At 70.5% G+C, this 20059-nt stretch carries 19 protein-coding genes; 14 read left to right on the top strand and 5 right to left on the bottom strand.

What is annotated here, in order from left to right; translation table 11 throughout:
- Nucleotides 1–215: 215 nt before the first annotated feature.
- The 7 genes from pyrR to pyrF all read left to right on the top strand — a co-directional run bounded on the left by pyrR (nt 216) and on the right by pyrF (nt 8944).
- On the top strand, nt 216–788 hold the full coding sequence (gene pyrR, locus A5691_RS22545) for a bifunctional pyr operon transcriptional regulator/uracil phosphoribosyltransferase PyrR (RefSeq protein ID WP_067752892.1): 573 nt from the start codon (nt 216–218) through the stop codon (nt 786–788).
- Nucleotides 785–1741 (top strand): aspartate carbamoyltransferase catalytic subunit, encoded by a 957-nt coding sequence (locus A5691_RS22550; RefSeq protein WP_067752895.1) that lies wholly within the window; start codon nt 785–787, stop codon nt 1739–1741. The genes pyrR and A5691_RS22550 overlap by 4 nt, the downstream gene beginning before the upstream one ends.
- The gene (locus tag A5691_RS22555) at nt 1738–3030 is read left to right on the top strand and encodes a dihydroorotase (protein ID WP_068017961.1); all 1293 of its coding nucleotides are present in this window, start codon (nt 1738–1740) and stop codon (nt 3028–3030) included. The genes A5691_RS22550 and A5691_RS22555 overlap by 4 nt, the downstream gene beginning before the upstream one ends.
- Nucleotides 3027–3536, top strand: coding sequence for a transporter (locus A5691_RS22560; RefSeq protein ID WP_067753082.1), 510 nt, complete (start codon nt 3027–3029; stop codon nt 3534–3536). Before A5691_RS22555 ends, A5691_RS22560 begins: the two co-directional genes overlap by 4 nt.
- A complete protein-coding gene (gene carA, locus A5691_RS22565; protein ID WP_067783398.1) occupies nt 3533–4663 on the top strand; it encodes a glutamine-hydrolyzing carbamoyl-phosphate synthase small subunit in 1131 nt (376 codons plus the stop codon). The genes A5691_RS22560 and carA overlap by 4 nt, the downstream gene beginning before the upstream one ends.
- 91 nt (nt 4664–4754) lie before the next feature.
- Nucleotides 4755–8120, top strand: a complete 3366-nt coding sequence (carB, locus tag A5691_RS22570; RefSeq protein ID WP_067753085.1) for a carbamoyl-phosphate synthase large subunit — start codon at nt 4755–4757, stop codon at nt 8118–8120.
- Nucleotides 8117–8944 carry an orotidine-5'-phosphate decarboxylase gene (gene pyrF / locus A5691_RS22575; RefSeq protein WP_067752904.1) on the top strand — a complete coding sequence of 276 codons (828 nt, stop codon included), beginning with the start codon at nt 8117–8119 and terminating at the stop codon, nt 8942–8944. Before carB ends, pyrF begins: the two co-directional genes overlap by 4 nt.
- 14 nt (nt 8945–8958) lie before the next feature.
- Here the strand turns inward: pyrF and A5691_RS22580 are convergent, their stop codons facing one another.
- Entirely contained in the window at nt 8959–9381 is a 423-nt protein-coding gene (locus A5691_RS22580; protein ID WP_067752906.1) for a molybdopterin-binding protein, read from the bottom strand.
- A gap of 464 nt (nt 9382–9845) precedes the next feature.
- On the opposite strand from A5691_RS22580, the gene mihF reads away from it, so the two are divergent.
- From mihF to metK, 5 genes are all read left to right on the top strand, one after another.
- On the top strand, nt 9846–10160 hold the full coding sequence (mihF, locus tag A5691_RS22585; RefSeq protein ID WP_007171927.1) for an integration host factor, actinobacterial type: 315 nt from the start codon (nt 9846–9848) through the stop codon (nt 10158–10160).
- Nucleotides 10161–10208: 48 nt separating this feature from the next.
- Complete coding sequence (gmk, locus tag A5691_RS22590) at nt 10209–10880, top strand: guanylate kinase (protein ID WP_156675676.1); 672 nt, start codon at nt 10209–10211, stop codon at nt 10878–10880.
- A gap of 65 nt (nt 10881–10945) precedes the next feature.
- A complete protein-coding gene (gene rpoZ, locus A5691_RS22595; protein WP_067752911.1) occupies nt 10946–11272 on the top strand; it encodes a DNA-directed RNA polymerase subunit omega in 327 nt (108 codons plus the stop codon).
- A 20-nt stretch (nt 11273–11292) separates the two neighbouring features.
- Nucleotides 11293–12540 carry a bifunctional phosphopantothenoylcysteine decarboxylase/phosphopantothenate--cysteine ligase CoaBC gene (gene coaBC, locus A5691_RS22600; protein WP_067783404.1) on the top strand — a complete coding sequence of 416 codons (1248 nt, stop codon included), beginning with the start codon at nt 11293–11295 and terminating at the stop codon, nt 12538–12540.
- A gap of 96 nt (nt 12541–12636) precedes the next feature.
- A complete protein-coding gene (metK, locus tag A5691_RS22605) occupies nt 12637–13848 on the top strand; it encodes a methionine adenosyltransferase (RefSeq protein ID WP_067752917.1) in 1212 nt (403 codons plus the stop codon).
- On the opposite strand, the gene A5691_RS22610 is transcribed toward metK, so the two are convergent.
- From A5691_RS22610 to A5691_RS22625, 4 genes are read right to left on the bottom strand one after another with little or no spacing between them, the layout of a single operon-like run.
- On the bottom strand, nt 13841–14404 hold the full coding sequence (locus A5691_RS22610) for a pyridoxamine 5'-phosphate oxidase family protein (protein WP_067752920.1): 564 nt from the start codon (nt 14402–14404) through the stop codon (nt 13841–13843). The genes metK and A5691_RS22610 overlap by 8 nt on opposite strands.
- A 55-nt stretch (nt 14405–14459) precedes the next feature.
- Complete coding sequence (locus tag A5691_RS22615; RefSeq protein ID WP_068017970.1) at nt 14460–15953, bottom strand: NAD(P)/FAD-dependent oxidoreductase; 1494 nt, start codon at nt 15951–15953, stop codon at nt 14460–14462.
- A gap of 9 nt (nt 15954–15962) precedes the next feature.
- Complete coding sequence (locus A5691_RS22620) at nt 15963–16928, bottom strand: alpha/beta hydrolase (RefSeq protein ID WP_067752927.1); 966 nt, start codon at nt 16926–16928, stop codon at nt 15963–15965.
- 22 nt (nt 16929–16950) lie between these two features.
- Nucleotides 16951–17913, bottom strand: a complete 963-nt coding sequence (locus A5691_RS22625; RefSeq protein ID WP_068017972.1) for an alpha/beta hydrolase — start codon at nt 17911–17913, stop codon at nt 16951–16953.
- On the opposite strand from A5691_RS22625, the gene A5691_RS22630 reads away from it, so the two are divergent.
- Nucleotides 17912–18646 (top strand): lysoplasmalogenase, encoded by a 735-nt coding sequence (locus tag A5691_RS22630; RefSeq protein WP_068017977.1) that lies wholly within the window; start codon nt 17912–17914, stop codon nt 18644–18646. The two genes, A5691_RS22625 and A5691_RS22630, sit on opposite strands and share 2 nt — an antisense overlap.
- A 45-nt stretch (nt 18647–18691) precedes the next feature.
- Nucleotides 18692–20059, top strand: a 1368-nt coding sequence (locus A5691_RS22635; RefSeq protein WP_197696197.1) for a primosome assembly protein PriA, incomplete at its 3' end; no start/stop codon positions are given.

Genomic DNA, 20059 nt, shown 5'->3' on the forward strand with positions numbered 1-20059 from the left:
CACGCCGTGAAGCGCAACGAGTTGTCGCTACGAGGCGGGCACAGCGGGCGCCGACTCCCGGCGAGACGCCTGGGACGGGTGGGGCACGGCGGGCGATCCGGGATTGCGCACTCGTGCCCCGCGCCGGCGCTCCGCCAGAGAGGTGTTACGCTGCCGGGCAGTCGACATCCTTTAACGATCCGTCCCGCGAGGCGGAGAAGGAGGTCAAGTCTCGCATGGGTGCTGTGGACGAGAGCGGCTCAAGCCGCGGGTCCCGGGAACTGATGTCGGCGGCCGACGTGGGCCGCACCATTTCCCGTATCGCACATCAGATCATCGAAAAGACCGCGCTGGACGGACCCGACGCGCCGCGGGTGGTGCTGTTGGGCATCCCGACCCGCGGCGTGATCCTGGCCGAGCGGCTCGCCACCCACATCGCCGAATTCAGCGGCGTGGAGGTGGGCCACGGGGGCCTCGACATCACGTTGTATCGCGACGATTTGATGCAGAAGCCGCCGCGGCCGCTGGAGGCCACCTCGATCCCGGCGGGCGGCATCGACGACGCGCTGGTGATTCTCATCGACGACGTGCTGTACTCCGGGCGCTCGGTGCGTTCCGCGCTGGACGCACTGCGCGACGTCGGCCGCCCCCGGGTGGTGCAGCTCGCGGTGCTGGTCGACCGGGGCCACCGCGAACTCCCGCTGCGCGCCGACTACGTCGGCAAGAACGTTCCGACGTCGCGCAGCGAGAGCGTGCACGTGCTGCTCAGCGAGCAGGACGGGCGCGACGGGGTGGTGATCTCCCGATGACCCGGCACCTGCTGGCCGCCGGCGACCTGAGCCGCGACGAGGCCACCGCCATCCTCGACGACGCCGACCGCTTCTCCCAGGCGCTGGTCGGCCGCGAAATCAAGAAGCTGCCCACGCTGCGCGGGCGCACCGTCATCACGATGTTCTACGAGAACTCCACCCGCACCCGGGTTTCGTTCGAGGTGGCCGGCAAGTGGATGAGCGCCGACGTGATCAACGTCAGCGCGGCGGGATCGTCGGTGGGCAAGGGTGAGTCGCTGCGCGACACGGCGTTGACGCTGCGCGCGGCCGGCGCCGACGCGCTGATCATCCGGCACCCGGCCTCCGGTGCCGCGCACCTGCTGGCCGAATGGACCGGCAGCGCGAACGACGGCCCGTCGGTGATCAATGCGGGCGACGGCACGCACGAGCACCCCACCCAGGCGCTGCTGGACGCGCTGACCATCCGCCAGCGCCTCGGCGGCATCGAGGGCCGGCGCATCGTGATCGTCGGCGACATCCTGCACAGCCGGGTCGCCCGTTCCAACGTCATGCTGCTCAACACCCTGGGCGCCGAGGTGGTCCTGGTGGCGCCGCCGACGCTGTTGCCGGTCGGCGTCGACGGCTGGCCGGTCACCGTCGCGAACGACTTCGACGCCGAGCTGCCCGCCGCCGACGCGGTGCTGATGCTGCGGGTGCAGGCCGAGCGCATGAACGGCGGCTTCTTCCCGTCGGTGCGCGAATACTCCTCGCGCTTCGGGCTTTCCGATCGCCGCCAGGCGATGCTGCCCGGCCACGCCGTGGTGCTGCACCCGGGTCCGATGCTGCGTGGCATGGAGATCGCGTCCTCGGTGGCCGACTCGTCGCAATCGGCCGTGCTGCAACAGGTGTCCAACGGTGTGCACGTGCGCATGGCGGTGCTGTTCCATGTGCTGGTCGGCGCCGAGTCGGCCGGAAGTGAGGGTGCGGCGTGAGCGTGCTGATCCGTGGGGTCCGGTTGTACGGCGAGGGCGACCGGGTCGACGTGCTCGTCGATGACGGCCAGATCGCCGAAATCGGCGCGGAGCTCGCGGTCCCCGACACGGCCGACGTCATCGACGCGACCGGGCAGGTGTTGCTGCCCGGGTTCGTCGACCTGCACACCCACCTGCGCGAGCCGGGCCGCGAATACGCCGAGGACATCGAAACCGGCTCGGCCGCAGCGGCTCTGGGCGGATACACGGCGGTGTTCGCGATGGCCAACACCAATCCCGTCGCTGACAGCCCGGTGGTCACCGACCACATCTGGCACCGCGGCCAGCAGGTCGGACTGGTCGACGTCCACCCCGTCGGCGCCGTCACCGTCGGACTGGCCGGCGCCGAGCTCACCGAGATGGGCATGATGGCGGCCGGGGCCGCGCAGGTGCGGATGTTCTCCGACGACGGCGTCTGCGTGCACGACCCGCTGGTGATGCGCCGCGCGCTCGAGTACGCCACCGGCCTGGGCGTGCTGATCGCCCAGCACGCCGAGGAACCCCGGCTCACCGTCGGCGCCGTCGCCCACGAGGGGCCCGCCGCCGCCCGGCTCGGGCTCTCGGGCTGGCCGCGGGCCGCCGAGGAATCGATCGTCGCCCGCGACGCGCTGCTGGCGCGCGACGCGGGCGCCCGGGTGCACATCTGCCACGCGTCCACCGCGGGCACCGTCGAGCTGCTGAAATGGGCCAAGGATCAAGGCATTTCGATCACCGCCGAGGTCACCCCGCATCACCTGCTGCTCGACGACAGCAGGCTGGCCACCTACGACGGGCGCAACCGCGTCAACCCCCCGCTGCGGGAGGCCGCCGACGCGGTGGCGTTGCGTCAGGCCCTGGCCGACGGCGTCATCGACTGCGTGGCCACCGACCATGCCCCGCACGCCGAACACGAGAAGTGCGTGGAATTCGCCGCGGCCCGCCCGGGCATGCTGGGCCTGCAGACCGCGCTGTCGGTCGTGGTGCACACCATGGTGACGCCCGGGCTGCTGACCTGGCGCGACGTCGCGCGGGTGATGAGCGAAAACCCCGCGCGCATCGTCGGGCTGCCCGATCACGGCCGCCCGCTGGAGGTGGGGGAGCCGGCCAACCTGACGGTGGTGGACCCGGAGGCCACCTGGACCGTCGCCGGGTCCGATCTGGCCAGCCGGTCGGCCAACACGCCGTTCGAGTCGATGGCCCTGCCGGCCACCGTGACGGCGACGCTGCTGCGGGGCAAGGTCACCGCTCGAGACGGGAAGTGCCCGGCATGAATTCAGGCACGCTGGTGGGGTCGCTGATCTTCGCGGCGGTGCTGGTGGTGGTGATCGCGGTGGTGATCCAGCTGATGATGCGCAGCTGGCGGCGTCGCTCGGAGCGGCAGGAGGAGCTGATCGGCGACCTGCCCGACGTGCCCGACCAGGTGGGCGCGGCGCTCATCACCACCCGGGGCCACTATTGCGGTTCCATGATGGCGCCGGGTTGGCACGAGCGGATCGCGGCCGGCGACATGGGTTTCCGCAGCAAGGCGGTACTGACCCGCTATGCCGGCGGGATCATGGTGGAACGCTTGCGCGCCCAACCGATTTGGATACCGAAAGACGCGATCACCGGTATCCGCATGGAGCGCAGCATGGGCGGCAGGGCCACGGCCCGGATCGGGATCCTGGCGATTCGGTGGCGGCTGCCGTCGGGAGCCGAGATCGACACCGGCTTTCGGGCGAATCACCGCGAGGAATACACCGAGTGGCTGGAGTCCCAGCAGGAGGGAGCCGCGTGAACAACAAAGCACTGCTCGTGCTCGAAGACGGCCGCGTGTTCACGGGCACGCCGTTCGGCAAGGTCGGCCAAACGCTCGGCGAGGCGGTCTTTTCCACCGGCATGTCCGGCTACCAGGAGACGCTGACCGATCCCAGCTATCACCGGCAGATCGTGGTGGCCACCGCTCCGCAGATCGGCAACACCGGCTGGAACACCGAGGACGCCGAGAGCCGTGGCGACAAGATCTGGGTCGCCGGCTACGCGGTGCGCGACCCGTCGCCGCGGGCGTCCAACTGGCGCGCCACCGGCACCCTGGAGGACGAGCTGGTGCGCCAGCACATCGTCGGGATCGCCGGCATCGACACCCGCGCGGTGGTGCGCCATCTGCGCACCCGTGGGTCGATGAAGGCGGGGGTGTTCTCCGGTGAGGCGCTTGCCGACCCCGCCGAGCTGGTCGAGCGGGTGCGCGGACAGCAGTCGATGCTCGGCGCCGATCTCGCCGGGGAGGTCAGCACGCCGGAGCGCTACATCGTGGAACCCGAAGGGCCACCGGGATCTTCGAGGTTCACGGTGGTCGCGCTCGATCTGGGGATCAAGACCAACACGCCGCGCAACTTCGCCCGCCGCGGGGTACGCAGCCACGTGTTGCCGTCGTCGACCACGTTCTCCCAGATCGCCGACATCTCACCCGACGGGGTGTTCTTGTCCAACGGCCCGGGCGATCCCGCCACCGCCGACCACGTCGTCGCGCTCACCCGCGAGGTGCTGGGCGCCGGAATCCCGTTGTTCGGCATCTGTTTCGGCAACCAGATCCTGGGCCGCGCGCTGGGGCTGTCCACCTACAAGATGGTGTTCGGCCACCGCGGCATCAACATCCCGGTGATGGACCACGCGACCGGGCGGGTGGCGGTGACCGCGCAGAACCACGGCTTCGCGCTGGAAGGCGAGGCCGGCCAGTCCTTCGACACCCCGTTCGGCCCCGCGGTCGTCAGCCACACCTGCGCCAACGACGGGGTCGTCGAGGGCGTCAAACTCGCCGACGGGCGGGCGTTCTCGGTGCAGTACCACCCGGAGGCCGCCGCCGGACCCCACGACGCGGAATACCTGTTCGACCAATTCATCGACCTGATGGCAGAGGGGCGCTGATGTACCTCGCCGCGAGCGTGCGCAGTTGTACGCGGTGCACGGCGTGTCGCCGTGGCAACACGCACCCTCGCGCAATGGAAGGGAGCAACTGATGCCGCGGCGCAGTGACCTCAACCACGTGCTGGTGATCGGCTCGGGGCCGATCGTCATCGGCCAGGCGGCCGAATTCGACTACTCCGGCACCCAGGCCTGCCGGGTGCTGCGGGCGGAGGGGCTGCAGGTCAGCCTGATCAACTCCAACCCGGCCACCATCATGACCGACCCGGAGTACGCCGACCACACCTACGTCGAGCCGATCACCCCGGCCTTCGTGGAGCGGGTGATCGCCCAGCAGGCCGAGCGCGGCAACAAGATCGACGCGCTGCTGGCCACGCTGGGCGGGCAGACCGCGCTCAACACCGCCGTCGCGCTGTTCGAGAACGGCGCGCTGGAGCGCCACGGCGTCGAGCTGATCGGGGCGGACATCGACGCCATCCAGCGCGGCGAGGACCGGCAGATGTTCAAGGACATCGTCGCCAAGGTCGGTGGTGAATCCGCCCGCAGCCGAGTGTGTTTCACCATGGAAGAGGTCCGCGAGACGGTCGAGGAGCTCGGGCTGCCGGTCGTGGTGCGGCCCAGCTTCACGATGGGCGGGCTGGGGTCGGGCATGGCGCGGTCCGTCGAGGAGGTCGACCGGATGGCCGGCGCCGGCCTGGCCGAAAGCCCCAGCGCCAACGTGCTGATCGAGGAATCGATCTACGGCTGGAAGGAATTCGAGCTCGAGCTGATGCGCGACGGCAACGACAACGTGGTCGTGGTCTGCTCGATCGAGAACTTCGACCCGATGGGCGTGCACACCGGAGACTCGGTCACCGTCGCGCCGGCGATGACGCTGACCGACCGGGAATACCAGCGGATGCGCGACCTGGGCATCGCGATCCTGCGCGAGGTCGGGGTGGACACCGGCGGCTGCAACATCCAGTTCGCGATCAACCCGGTCGACGGGCGGCTGATCGTCATCGAGATGAACCCACGGGTGTCGCGGTCCAGCGCGCTGGCCTCCAAGGCCACCGGTTTCCCGATCGCCAAGATCGCCGCGAAGCTGGCCATCGGGTACACCCTCGACGAGATCGTCAACGACATCACCAAGGAAACGCCGGCCTGCTTCGAACCGACGCTCGACTACGTCGTCGTCAAGGCGCCGCGGTTCGCGTTCGAGAAGTTCCCCGGCGCGGACCCCACCCTGACCACCACGATGAAGTCGGTCGGCGAGGCGATGTCGTTGGGCCGCAACTTCATCGAGGCGCTCGGCAAGGTGATGCGGTCGCTGGAGACCACCCGCGCGGGTTTCTGGACCAAGCCCGACCCGGACGGGGATGTCGCCGAGGTGCTGGACCGGCTGCGCACCCCGACCGAGGGCCGGCTCTACGACATCGAGCTGGCGCTGCGGCTGGGCGCGTCGATCGAACAGGTCGCCGAGGCCAGCGGCGTCGACCCGTGGTTCGTGGCCCAGATCGGCGAGCTGGGCAAGCTGCGCGCCGAGCTGGTGGACGCCCCGGTGCTCGACACCGACCTGCTGCGGCGGGCCAAGCACAGCGGGCTGTCGGACCGCCAGATCGCCTCGCTGCGGCCGGAACTGGCGGGGGAGAACGGAGTGCGTTCGCTGCGCGAGCGGCTCGGCATCCACCCGGTGTACAAGACCGTCGACACCTGCGCGGCCGAGTTCGAGGCCAAGACGCCGTATCACTACAGCAGCTACGAACTCGACCCGGCCGCCGAGACGGAAGTCGCGCCGCAGGCCGAGCGGCCCAAGGTGCTGATCCTCGGGTCGGGACCCAACCGCATCGGCCAGGGCATCGAATTCGACTACAGCTGCGTGCACGCCGCAACCACGTTGAGCCAGGCCGGCTTCGAGACCGTGATGGTCAACTGCAATCCCGAGACGGTGTCGACCGACTACGACACCGCAGACCGGCTGTACTTCGAGCCGCTGACGTTCGAGGACGTCCTCGAGGTGTACCGCGCCGAGCAGCAGTCGGCCGGCGCGGGCCCCGGCGTGGTCGGCGTCATCGTGCAACTGGGCGGCCAGACCCCGCTCGGGCTGGCGCAGCGCCTGGCCGACGCCGGGGTCCCCATCGTGGGCACCCCGCCGGAGGCGATCGACCTGGCCGAGGACCGCGGCGCGTTCGGCGACGTGCTGGCCGGCGCCGGCCTGCCCGCACCGAAATACGGCATGGCAACGACTTTCGCGCAGGCCCGCCGGATCGCCGAGGGCATCGGTTATCCCGTGCTGGTGCGGCCGTCATACGTGCTGGGCGGCCGCGGGATGGAGATCGTCTACGACGAGGAGACGCTGGAGGGCTACATCACCCGCGCCACCGAGCTCTCGCCCGAGCACCCGGTGCTGGTCGACCGGTTCCTCGAGGACGCGGTGGAGATCGACGTCGACGCGCTGTGCGACGGCGCGGAGGTCTACATCGGCGGCATCATGGAGCACATCGAGGAGGCCGGCATCCACTCCGGCGACTCGGCGTGCGCGCTGCCCCCGGTCACGCTGGGCCGCAGCGACATCGAGAAGGTGCGCCGAGCGACCGAGGCCATCGCCCACGGCATCGGGGTGATCGGGCTGCTCAACGTGCAGTACGCCCTCAAGGACGACGTGCTCTACGTCCTGGAGGCCAACCCGAGGGCGAGCCGCACCGTTCCGTTCGTGTCGAAGGCCACTGCCGTGCCGCTCGCCAAGGCGTGCGCCCGGATCATGTTGGGCGCCACCATTGCCCAGCTGCGTGACGAAGGCATGCTGGCGGCGTCCGGGGACGGTGCCCACGCGGCCTTCGACGCCCCGATCGCCGTCAAGGAGGCGGTCCTGCCGTTCCACAGGTTCCGCCGGATCGACGGGGCGGCCATCGATTCGCTGCTGGGCCCGGAGATGAAGTCCACCGGCGAGGTGATGGGGATCGACCGCGACTTCGGCACCGCCTTCGCCAAGAGTCAGACGGCCGCCTACGGCTCGCTGCCGGCCGAGGGCACCGTGTTCGTCTCGGTTGCCAACCGGGACAAGCGCTCCCTGGTGTTCCCGGTCAAGCGGCTGGCCGACCTGGGCTTCCGCGTCCTGGCCACCGAGGGCACCGCGGAGATGTTGCGGCGCAACGGAATTCCGTGTGACGAGGTCCGCAAGCACTTCGAGCCCCCGCAGGCGGGCCGCCCGGCCGCGTCGGCCGTCGACGCGATCAAGGCCGGCGAGGTGGACATGGTGATCAACACGCCGTACGGGAACTCCGGGCCACGCATCGATGGCTACGAGATCCGTTCGGCCGCGGTGTCGGTCAACATCCCCTGCGTCACCACGGTGCAGGGCGCCTCCGCCGCCATCCAGGGCATCGAGGCGGGCATCCGCGGCGACATCGGCGTGCGGTCCCTGCAAGAACTGCACAGCGTGATCGGCCTGGGCGCCGCGCCCGGCGAAGGCGCCCGGTGACGGGGTTCGGCGTCCGCCTGGCCGAGGCGAAAGCGCAACGCGGCCCGCTGTGCGTGGGCATCGACCCGCATCCCGAGCTGCTCCGCGCCTGGGATTTGCCGACCACCGCCGATGGACTGGCCGCCTTCTGTGACATCTGCATCGAGGCGTTCGCCGGCTTCGCCGTGGTCAAGCCCCAGGTGGCGTTCTTCGAGGCCTACGGCGCCGCCGGGTTCGCGGTGCTGGAACGCACCATCGAGGCCCTGCGTTCGGTCGGGGTGCTGGTGCTGGCCGACGCCAAGCGCGGGGACATCGGCACCACGATGGCGGCCTACGCCGCCGCCTGGGCCGGCGACTCGCCACTGGCGGCCGACGCCGTCACGGCCTCGCCGTACCTGGGATTCGGGTCGTTGCGGCCGCTGCTGGAAGCCGCCGCCGCTCACGACCGGGGCGTGTTCGTGCTGGCGGCGACCTCCAACCCGGAGGGCGCCACCGTGCAGCGCGCCGCGTTCGACGGCCGCACGGTGGCCCAGCTGGTGGTCGACCAGGCGGCGGTGGTGAACAAGTCGGCGACGCCGTCGGGGCCCGGGTACGTCGGCGTGGTGGTGGGCGCGACGGTGCTCGAGGCGCCCGATCTCAGCGCGCTGGGCGGGCCGGTGCTGGTGCCCGGGCTCGGTGTGCAGGGCGGACGGCCCGACGCGCTCGCCGGGCTGGGCGGGGCGGCCCCCGGCCAGCTGCTGCCCGCGGTGGCCCGCGAGGTGCTGCGGGCCGGGCCGGGCGTGGACGAACTGCGGGCGGCGGGCGAGCGGATGCTGGACGCCGTCGCCTATCTGGGCGCGCCGTAGGGCCGCCCCGGCGCTCAGTCGGACGCTAGGGCCGTACTTGGCCGCGCGGTCTCCACGATCACCGTGGTCGCCTTGACGACCGCCACGGCGACGCTGCCGGGCCGCAACTGCAGTTCCTCGGCGGCCTCGGTGCTCATCAGCGACACGACGGTGAACGGGCCGCACTGCATCTCGACCTGGGACATCACCTTGTCGCTGGTGACCCTGGTGACCAGCCCGACGAAGCGGTTGCGGGCCGAGCTGCCGATGCTGAGCGGGTCGGGCGGCGGGGCGGGGGCGTTGTTCCGGGAAAACCGGGCCAGATCTTCGCTGGCGATGACCTTGCGGCCCGCCGCGTCGTGGCTGACCGTCAGCGATCCCTGGTTGATCCAGCGCCGGACGGTGTCGTCGCTGACTCCGAGCAGTTCAGCGGCCTGACGGATCCGCAGGTTCGACACCGCTAGATGGTAACTCGCGGGGTATTAGCTGGCGGCCTTACCAGCGAAGGGCGTCGTCGCGCCACGCGGGGGCCGCGCGGGTGCGACACGCGCGACACGCAACGAAAAATGCGTGATCCCCGGCACGAGGCGTTTCGCCGCGCCGCGGCCGCCCTTGGCCGCCGCCCCGGCGGCCGGCCGGACGCCGGGCCCACTCGGTAAAACCGCAGCTCAGAGCCCATATTTCGGATCAGGGCCGGGCGCTCGCAAAGCGCAGGCGGGGCCCGGCCGGGCGGTCATCGCAGGCGTCCGCCGGACGGCATTTTCCGGCCACAGGCGGGGCTCATGCTGGGAGTTTGTCCCCTGAACCAGGGGGCCGGGTTAGATTTCGTCAGGAGGCCTGAGTACGGTCGTCTCCGCTGGCAGAAGAACCGGCGAGACAAAAAGAGATCGATTGAAATTGATTGATCAGATACGGAGGAATCGTGGCCCTTCCCCAGTTGACCGACGAGCAGCGCGCGGCCGCGTTGGAGAAGGCTGCTGCCGCACGTCGAGCACGAGCAGAGCTCAAGGACCGGCTGAAGCGCGGCGGCACCAACCTCACCCAGGTGCTCAAGGACGCCGAGACCGACGAAGTCCTTGGCAAGATGAAGGTTTCTGCGCTTCTCGAGGCGTTGCCCAAGGTGGGCAAGGTCAAGGCGCAGGAAATCATGACTGAGCTGGAGATCGCCCCCACCCGCCGCCTGCGCGGCCTCGGCGACCGCCAGCGCAAGGCCCTGCTGGAAAAGTTCGGCTCCTAGCCCGGCCCCGGCCAACCCGCGCTATGGGCCACCAGCCCAGGAGCGCCAGTGAGCGCTAGCGGGGGACCGGACGTCGAGCACGGCACGCGTCCCGCACCACCAGGTAAGGGGCGTGTGGTCGTGCTGTCCGGTCCCTCCGCGGTCGGCAAGTCGACAGTCGTCCGCTGCCTGCGCGAGCGAATTCCGGAGCTGCATTTTTCCGTCTCGGCCACGACGCGGGCGCCGCGGCCGGGCGAGGTCGACGGCGTCGATTACCACTTCGTCAGCCCGGACCGCTTTCAGCAGCTCATCGACGACGGCGCGCTGCTGGAATGGGCCGAGATCCACGGCGGACTGCACCAGTCGGGCACCCTGGCCGAGCCGGTGCGGACCGCCACTGCGGCCGGGATCCCGGTACTCATCGAGGTCGACCTGGCCGGCGCCAGGGCCGTCAAGAGGGCGATGCCCGAGGCCATCACGGTGTTCCTGGCGCCGCCCAGTTGGGAGGACCTGGAGGCCAGACTCGTCGGCCGCGGCACCGAAACGCCGGAGGCCATGCAGCGCCGCCTGGAGACCGCCCGCGTCGAGATGGCGGCCCAGGACGACTTCGACGAGGTCGTGGTCAACAGTCAATTGGAGTCCGCGTGCGCCGAATTGGTATCCTTGCTGCTAGGAACTGCGCCGAGTCCGCATGACCCGCCTGGCCAGACCAGGAGCCAGACCAGATCCAATCGAGATTGAGCATTCGAATCATCAGCGGTAGCCAATCCGTTTCGGGGCTCTGACCGCCAAGGAGTTTGACCTAAGTGAGCATTCCGCAGTCCGACGCGGCGCTGGCCGCCGTCCCCGACCGGTTCGACCCATCGGCCGGGGGGCAGGGCGCCTACGACACCCCGCTGGGCATCACCAACCCGCCCATCGACGAGCTGCTCGACCGCGTGTCGAGCAAGTACGCCCTGGTGATCTACGCCGCCAAGCGGGCCCGTCAGATCAACGACTACTACAACCAGCTCGGCGAGGGCATCCTCGAATACGTTGGGCCGCTGGTCGAGCCGGGGCTTCAGGAGAAGCCGCTGTCGATCGCGCTGCGCGAGATCCACGCCGACCTGCTCGAGCACACCGAGGGCGAGTAACAGGGCAGGGCCGGCCAACTGTGGACCGCAAACGGATTGTCGTCGGCGTCTCCGGTGGCATCGCCGCCTACAAGGCGTGCACGGTAGTTCGTCAGCTCTCCGAGGCCGGCCATCTGGTCCGGGTCGTGCCCACCGAGTCCGCGCTGCGGTTCGTCGGGGCCGCCACGTTCGAGGCGCTGTCCGGCCAGCCGGTGCACACCGGCATCTTCGAGAACGTCCCGGAGGTGCCGCACGTCCAGCTCGGCCAGCAGGCCGATCTGGTGGTGGTAGCGCCGGCCACCGCGGACCTGCTCGCCCGCGCGGTGCACGGCCGCGCCGACGACCTGCTGACCGCCACCCTGCTCACCGCGCGATGCCCGGTATTGTTCGCGCCGGCCATGCACACCGAGATGTGGTTGCACCCGGCCACCGTCGACAACGTGGCCACCCTGCGCCGCCGCGGGGCGGTGGTGCTGGAGCCGGCGTTCGGGCGGCTCACCGGGTCCGACAGCGGCTCCGGCCGGCTGCCCGAGGCCGAGGAGATCACCACGCTCGCCCAACTGCTGCTGGAACGCCACGACGCGCTCCCGTACGACCTCGCCGGCTGCAAGCTCCTGGTCACCGCGGGCGGCACCCGCGAACCGATCGACCCCGTGCGCTTCATCGGCAACCGCAGCTCCGGTAAGCAGGGCTACGCGGTGGCGCGCGTCGCCGCCCAGCGCGGCGCCGAGGTCACGCTGATCGCCGGGCACACCGCGGGCCTGATCGACCCGGCCGGCGTCGAGGTGGTCCACGTCAGCTCGGCCGAGCAACTCGGCGACGCGGTGGCCAAGCACGCGCCCGCGGCCGACGTGCTGGTGATGGCCGCGGCCGTCGCCGACTTCCGCCCCGCGCAGGTTTCCGCCGCGAAGATCAAAAAGGGCTCGAACGACCGGGAACAGCCACCGACGATCGAGCTGGTCCGCAACGACGACGTGCTGGCCGGTGCGGTGCGGGCGCGCGCCGGCGGCGAGCTGCCCAACATGCGGGCCATCGTCGGGTTCGCCGCCGAAACGGGCGACGCCAACGGCGATGTGCTGTTTCACGCCAGGGCCAAGCTGCGCCGCAAGGGTTGCGACCTGTTGGTGGTCAACGCGGTGGGCGACGGCAGGGCGTTCGAGGTGGACAGCAACGACGGCTGGCTGCTGGCCTCCGACGGCACCGAGTCGGCGCTGCAACACGGCTCCAAGACGCTGATGGCCAGTCGTATCGTGGATGCGATCGCCACGTTCCTGCACGGCGGCGGGTAATACGGTTCGATTTTGCTGTGGCGCGGGGCCAGGCGCCGGCCGGCCCGATGCCAGCCGATATAATTCGGTTAACTAACTATTCGGAAGGATTCGATTGTGAGCGAAAAGGGTCGCCTGTTTACCAGTGAGTCGGTGACTGAGGGACATCCCGACAAGATCTGTGACGCGATCAGCGACTCGGTCCTCGACGCCCTGCTGGCGCAGGACCCCCGCTCACGCGTCGCGGTGGAGACGCTGGTCACCACCGGTCAGGTGCACGTCGTCGGCGAGGTGACGACGACGGCGAAGGAGGCGTTCGCCGACATCACCAACACGGTCCGCGCGCGCATTTTGGACATCGGCTACGACTCGTCGGACAAGGGCTTCGACGGGGCGTCGTGCGGGGTGAACATCGGCATCGGCGCCCAGTCGCCCGACATCGCCCAGGGCGTCGACACCGCCCACGAGGCGCGCGTCGAGGGCGCCGCGGACCCGCTGGACTCCCAGGGCGCCGGCGACCAGGGCCTGATGTTCGGCTACGCGATCGCCGACACCCCCGAGCTGATGCCCCTGCCCATCGCGCTGGCCCACCGGCTGTCACGGAAGCTGACCGAGGTGCGCAAGAACGGCACGCTGGGATACCTGCGCCCGGACGGCAAGACCCAGGTCACCATCGCCTACGAGGACGACGTCCCCGTACGCCTCGACACCGTGGTCGTCTCGACGCAGCACGCCGACGGCATCGACCTGGAGAAGACGCTCGACCCCGACATCCGGGAGCACGTGCTCAAGAGCGTGCTGAGCGAGCTGGCGCACGACACCCTGGATTCGTCGTCGACCCGGGTGCTGGTCAACCCGACCGGCAAGTTCGTCCTCGGCGGGCCGATGGGCGACGCCGGCCTCACCGGCCGCAAGATCATCGTCGACACCTACGGCGGCTGGGCCCGCCACGGCGGCGGCGCCTTCTCCGGTAAGGATCCGTCCAAGGTGGACCGGTCGGCGGCGTACGCGATGCGCTGGGTGGCGAAGAACATCGTCGCCGCCGGGCTCGCGGAGCGCGTCGAGGTGCAGGTGGCCTACGCCATCGGCAAGGCGGCCCCGGTCGGCCTGTTCATCGAGACGTTCGGCACCGCGACGGTCGACCCGGTCAAGATCGAGAAGATCGTGCCCGAGGTGTTCGACCTGCGGCCCGGCGCGATCATCCGTGACCTGGACCTGCTGCGCCCGATCTACGCGCAGACCGCCGCCTACGGCCACTTCGGCCGCACCGACGTCGAACTGCCGTGGGAGCAGCTCGACAAGGTCGACGACCTCAAGCGCGCTATCTAGGCAGCGGGTGGTCGGCGTCCAGCGCCGGCAATCCATCGATGCTTCGCCGGTTGCGCCCTACCAGGCGAACGTAGGCCTCGCCGGGCGCCTTGCTGTGGTAGTCGTCGAGCACCGGGCGTTCGTCGACGAGCTCGTAGTACGGCACCGCGAACCCGCACGCGTCGGCGATTCGCTCGAGATCGACGACGATGACGGCGCGCACGCCCGCGTGCGGGTTCCCAAACTTGCCGACGAATTCGCCGAACTCGGCGTCGTCGGGGCGGACCACCCGTCCGGTGCCGAACAGCCGCAGGATGCGCGAGTTGCGGGTGAACGAGCAGAACATGATGGTGATGCGGCCGTTGTCACGCAAGTGCGCAATCGTTTCCACCCCGCTGCCGAACAGGTCCAGATAGGCCACGGTGTGATCGTCGATGACCGCGAAGGTGTCCCGATACCCTTTGGGGGACAGGTTGATTCGGCCTCCCTCGGACGGCGCGGTGGCGACGAAGAACATGGCCTGATCGTTGATGAACTCGGTGAGCGACTCGTCGAGACGCGGAAACTCCTTGGCCACGCGTGCAGCCTAGCGCCGGGTGGTGACAACCAGCACCGGGTTTTCGGTGCGTTCGCTAGGCGGAACTGCCGGTGAATCGGTAGTCGTCGAGGTCGAAGCGCCGGCTGCGCCAATAGGCCTCGACGGTGGTGGTGGGCCGCAGCGGGACGTCGCCGTTCTTGTCGAAGTAGTAGCTGTTCGCCAGTCGGCAGCTGTCCTGCCAGAAGATCTGCCGGTGCCGTCGGCGCAGCATCTCGGCGAAGTACCGGTCGTTGGCCTCGCCGGTGACCTCCACGCGCGTCGCGAGGTCGCGCTGCGCCCGTTTCAGGCACCGCACGATGTGGTGGGTCTGCGTCTCGATCAGCGCGAAATACGACGAGCCCACGTAGCCGTACGGGCCGAAAACCGTGAACAGGTTGGGGAAATCGGGCACGCTCACGCCCTCGTAGGCCTGCAGCCGGTGCTCGTCCCAGAACCGGCTCAACGACTTGCCGCCGCTGCCGGTCACCGCGAACGTCGGGACGTCGTCGGGATCCATCACCTTGAAACCGGTGGCCAGGATCAGCACGTCTATCTCATGGGCTTCGCCGTCGGTGGTGGCCACCGCCGTGGGCGTGATCTTGTCGATCGGCTCGGTGACCAGTCGCACGTTGTCGCGGTTGAACGTGGCCAGGTACTCGTTGTGGAAGCCGGGGCGCTTGCAGCCGACCGCGTAGCGCGGGGTGAGTTGGTCGCGCACCGTGGGGTCGTGCACCTGTTTGCGTAGGTAGGCCAGCCCCGCCGACTCCATCCTCTTGGCCAGCGGCACCACCGTGAAGTAGTGCGCGGAGATCGGGAAGGTGACTTCGACGAAGGCCTGGCTGAGCAGCCGCTGCACGATCTTGCCGCCCGGGATCCGCATCGCCCAGCGGGCCGGGGCCGGCAGCGCGACGTCCAGCTTGGGGAAGCACCAGATCGGGGTGCGCTGGAAAACGGTGAGCTGCTTGACAATCGGCGCGATTTCGGGAATGACCTGGACGGCCGAGGCGCCGGTGCCGATGATCGCGACGCGCTTGCCGCTCAGATCCTGGTCGTGATCCCAGCGCGCGGTGTGCATCGTGACACCGCCGAAGCTGTCGACGCCGTCGATGTCGGGCAGGTTGGGCACGGTGAGCACGCCGCACGCGCTGATCAGGAAGCGGGCGGTGACGGTTCCGCCGGGGTCGGTCTGCACCCGCCACAGGGACCGCTCGTCGTCGAACTCGGCGGATTGCACCTTGGTGTTCAACCGGATTCGCGATCGGATGCCGTACTTGTCGACGCAGTGTTCGGCGTAGGCCTTGAGTTCGCGGCCCCGCGCGTAGGTCCGCGACCAGTCCGGGCTCTGCTCGAAGGAGAACTGGTAGGAGAACGACGGGATGTCCACGGCGATACCGGGATACGTGTTCCAGTGCCACGTCCCGCCGACCCCGTCGCCCGCCTCGACGACGAGGTAGTCGGACAGCCCGGCGTTGTCGAGCTTGATGGCGGCGCCGATCCCGGAGAAGCCGGCGCCGACGATCAGCGTGTGGTAGTCGGGAGTGCTGCTCATCGTGACCGCCTAGGGGTGTAGCGCCTTCTTCAGCGCGGCCAGCCCGCGGTCGGTGGCAGCGGAGGCCGCGGGGATCACCAGGGCGAAGCTCGCGTAGCCGTGCACCAGGTTGGGCTCGTTGCTCAATTCCGCGGGCACGCCGGCGGCGTCGAGCAGCTCGGCGTAGCGGGCCCCGTCGTCGCGCAGCGGATCGTGTTCGGCGGTCGCGATGTAGGCGGGCGGCAACCCGGACAGGTCCGTCGCGTTCGCCGGGGCCAGGGTGGTGGGCAGCACCGTCGGGTCGCTGATGTCGATGTCGGGCAGATACCACGCCAGGAAGGCGTCGATCACGTCGCGGTCCAGGATGGGCGCGTTGGCGTTGTCGGTGTAGGACGGCAGCGACAGGTCGGCGGTGACGACCGGGTACCAGAGCAGCTGGAAGCTCAGCTCCGGCCCGGCGTTCGCGGTGGCCAGGTGCGCCATCACGGCGGCCAGGTTGCCGCCGGCCGAGTCGCCGGCGACGGCGATCCGGCCGGGGTCACCGCCCAGCTCCGCGGCGTTCTCGGCGACCCACTGCAGCGCCGCCCAGGAGTCGTGCACGCCGGCCGGGAACGGGTGCTCGGGGGCGAGCCGGTAGTCCACGGACACCACGATGGCCTCGGCGCCGACGGCGTGCGCGCGGGCCAGGGGGTCGTGGGTGTCGAGGTCACCGAGGCAGAAGCCGCCGCCGTGATAGAAGACGACGACGGGCAGCGGCTCTTCGGGTTCCAGGGGCGGCCAGTAGATCCGCACTCCGACGTCGCTGACGTCGCCATGTCCGATCGTGCGCTCCTCGACGCGCAGGTCGGGCAGCATCTCGGGTGGCACTTTGAGCATTCGCAGCCGCGAGCGCGCGGTCTCCACGCCGTCGGCTGCGGTGAAGGTCATCGGGAAGGCGTCGAGCAACGCCTTGAACGTCGGGTCGATCCCCGGTCGGGCGAAGGTGGGCTCCGTCATGGATTCACCGTACGCTCCGGCTTCAGCGGCGTAGCCCCGTTCGCAGGGCCGTCAGCCCGCGTTCCATCGCGGCGGTGGCCGCGGGCACCACGCCGCCGTAGCCGAGGTAACCGTGCACCAGCGTCTCGGCGTTGTGCACCTCGACGGTCACGCCGGCGGCGGCAAGGCGTTCGCCGTACCGGGTGCCGTCGTCGCGCAGCGGGTCGTGACCCGCGACGGCGATGTAGGCGGGCGGCAGGTTGGATACGTCGCCGGCCCGCCCGGGCGCCATGCCCGGCGGCGGGGCGGACAGGTCGACTTCGCCCGCGTACCAACGCGAGAACTCGGCGACGGCCTTGACGTCGAGGATCGGCGCGCCGGCGTTTTCGGTGAAGGACGGCAGCGACGCGTCCCACATCGTCGACGGGTACCACAGCAGCTGAAACGCGATGGCCGGTGCGCCGTGGTCCCGCGCCCGATGGGCCATCACCGCGCTGATCGTGCCACCGGCCGAATCCCCGGCCACGCCCATCCGGTTCGGGTCACCGCCCAGCCCGGCGGCGTTCTCGGCGACCCAAAGCGTTGCGGCCCAGGCGTCTTCGATCGCGGCGGGGTAGGGGTGCTCCGGCGCCAGCCGGTAGTCGACGGAGACCACGATGGCGTCGGCGCCGACGGCGTGCTGGCGGGCCGTGCCGTCGTAGCTGTCAAGGTCGCCCACCACGAATCCGCCGCCGTGGAAATACAGCACGACGGGCGGGGTGGCGCTCTCGGATTCGATTGGCGGCCAATAGATCCGGACGCCGACCGACCCTCCTGGACCGGGAATGGCGCGGTCCTCGACGCGCAGCTCGGGGTGCAGCGGCCGCCGGGGCAGGTCGCGGAACCGTTGCCGCGCCGCGTCGACGCCGTCCTCGGTGGATAGCCGGAACGGAACCGCATCCAGTACCTTCTGCAGGATGGGGTCGATAGCGGGCTTTTCGTCGGCTGTGTTGTCCAAGCTGGGCATGGACGTACCGTACGCACCTCGGCTGGTGTTCGGCGGCTGGGTGCTGGCAGGCTGGGCGGCCCTCGGTTACGGCGTGTACCTGACGGTGTTGGCGCTGGGTTCGGAGCCGGGGGCCGAGCTGACTGGGCACTGGGTGGCGCAGCCGCTGTTCAAGGCCTCGATGGCGCTGTTGCTGACCGCCGCCGCGGCGGGCCACGCCGTCGTGCGTGAGCGGCGGTGGCTGATGCCGGCGCTGCTGCTGTCGGCCGTCGGTGACTGGTCGCTGGCGATCCCGTGGTGGGCCCAGTCGTTCGTCGTGGGCCTTGGCGCATTCCTGTTGGCGCACTTGTGTTTCCTGGGCGCGCTGCTGCCCCTGGCCGCCAGGCGCCCGTCGCGGTTGCGCATCGCCGCCGTGGTCGCGATGTGTGTGGCCACCGTCGCGCTGCTGGCCTGGTTCTGGCCGCACCTGGGCAAGCTGACGCTCCCGGTGGTGGCCTACATTCTGGTGCTGACCGCGATGGTGTGCGCCGCTCTGGTGGCGAAGCTGCCGACGATCTGGACGGCGGTGGGGGCGGTGTGTTTCGCGGCGTCGGATTCGCTGATCGCCATCGGCCGTTTCATCCTGGGCAACGAGGCGCTGGCGGTGCCGATCTGGTGGTCGTACGCCGCGGCGCTGATCCTGATGACCGCGGGGTTCTTCTTCGGTCGTGAGGCGCCGGCCGACGCCGGCACCCCGGAACCGGCCGAAAGCTGACCCGGACGGTACGGGGTTGAGCACCAGCCGGGCCATGAGAGCGCCTTGAGCGGCAGCGCGCGCACGCCCGTTCAGGTCGAGCCCATTGCCCGGGTGCTGCCGATGCTCTCGGTGCCGCACCTGGACCGCGAGTTCGATTACCTGGTGTCGGCCGAGCAGTCCGACGACGCCCAGCCGGGGGTGCGGGTGCGGGTGCGGTTTCACGGCCGGCTGGTCGACGCGTTCGTGCTGGAGCGCCGCAACGACACCGACCATCAGGGCAAGCTCGGTTACCTGGACCGCGTCGTCTCGGCCGAACCGGTGCTGACAGCCGAGATCCGCCGGCTGGTCGACGCGGTGGCGGCGCGCTACGCCGGCACCCGGCCGGACGTCCTGCGCCTGGCGGTGCCGCCCCGGCACGCGCGGGTGGAGCGGGAACCGACGGCGGCGGTGCGGCCGCCGCCACCCGCGCCGGTCGACCCGTCGGCGTGGGCGGTCTACGGGCGGGGCGCCCAGTTCCTGGACGCCCTGGCCGAGTCCCGCGCTGCGCGGGCCGTCTGGCAGGCCCTGCCGGGGGAGTCGTGGGCGGACCGGTTCGCCGAGGCCGCCGCGCAGACGATCCGCGCAGGTCGGGCGGTGCTGGCGATCGTGCCCGACCAGCGCGACCTGGACTCGCTGGTGCGGGCCGCGGCCGCGCGGATCGACGAGAGCGGCGTGGTGGCGCTGTCGGCCGGGCTGGGGCCGGCGGCCCGCTACCGGCGATGGCTGGCAGCGTTGCGCGGTCAGGCCAGGCTGGTGATCGGCACCCGCAGCGCGGCTTTCGCGCCGCTGAGCGATCTGGGTCTGGTGATGGTGTGGGCGGACGCCGACGACAGCCTGGCCGAGCCCCGGGCGCCGTACCCGCACGCCCGCGAGGTGGCGATGCTGCGCGCCCACCAGGCGCGGTGCGCGGCGCTGATCGGGGGCTACGCGCGCACCGCCGAGGCGCAGGCGTTGGTGCGCAGCGGGTGGGCGCACGACATCGTCGCGGCCCGGGCGGTGGTGCGCGCCCGCACGCCGCGGGTGGTCGCCCTCGACGACACCGGTTACGCCGACGAACGCGACCCGGCCGCGCGGACCGCGCGCATCCCGTCGATCGCGCTGCGCGCCGCCCGCTCGTCGCTGGAGGCCGGGGCGCCGGTGCTGGTGCAGGTGCCGCGGCGCGGATACGTCCCGTCGCTGGCCTGCGCGCGCTGCCGCACCATCGCCCGGTGCCGGCACTGCACGGGTCCGCTCTCCCTGGCCGAGTCGTTGCGGGAGGGCGGCCCGGCGCTGGTCTGCCGTTGGTGCGGGCGGACTGAGCCGACGCGGCGCTGCGCGCGCTGCGGGTCGGACGCGGTGCGCGCCGTGGTCGTCGGGGCGCGCCGCACCGCCGAAGAACTCGGGCGCGCGTTT

The sequence above is a fragment of the Mycobacterium sp. E183 genome (genome assembly GCF_001667735.1).
Taxonomy (GTDB): Bacteria; Actinomycetota; Actinomycetes; order Mycobacteriales; family Mycobacteriaceae; genus Mycobacterium.

Coding starts and splice junctions, on each gene's coding strand:
- A5691_RS22615 (WP_068017970.1), bottom strand. CDS start 15,953: ATGAGCAGCACTCCCGACTACCACACGCTGATCGTCGGCGCCGGCTTC.
- A5691_RS22625 (WP_068017972.1), bottom strand. CDS start 17,913: ATGCCCAGCTTGGACAACACAGCCGACGAAAAGCCCGCTATCGACCCC.
- A5691_RS22550 (WP_067752895.1), top strand. CDS start 785: ATGACCCGGCACCTGCTGGCCGCCGGCGACCTGAGCCGCGACGAGGCC.
- pyrR (WP_067752892.1), top strand. CDS start 216: ATGGGTGCTGTGGACGAGAGCGGCTCAAGCCGCGGGTCCCGGGAACTG.
- carB (WP_067753085.1), top strand. CDS start 4,755: ATGCCGCGGCGCAGTGACCTCAACCACGTGCTGGTGATCGGCTCGGGG.
- A5691_RS22560 (WP_067753082.1), top strand. CDS start 3,027: ATGAATTCAGGCACGCTGGTGGGGTCGCTGATCTTCGCGGCGGTGCTG.
- A5691_RS22630 (WP_068017977.1), top strand. CDS start 17,912: ATGGACGTACCGTACGCACCTCGGCTGGTGTTCGGCGGCTGGGTGCTG.
- A5691_RS22620 (WP_067752927.1), bottom strand. CDS start 16,928: ATGACGGAGCCCACCTTCGCCCGACCGGGGATCGACCCGACGTTCAAG.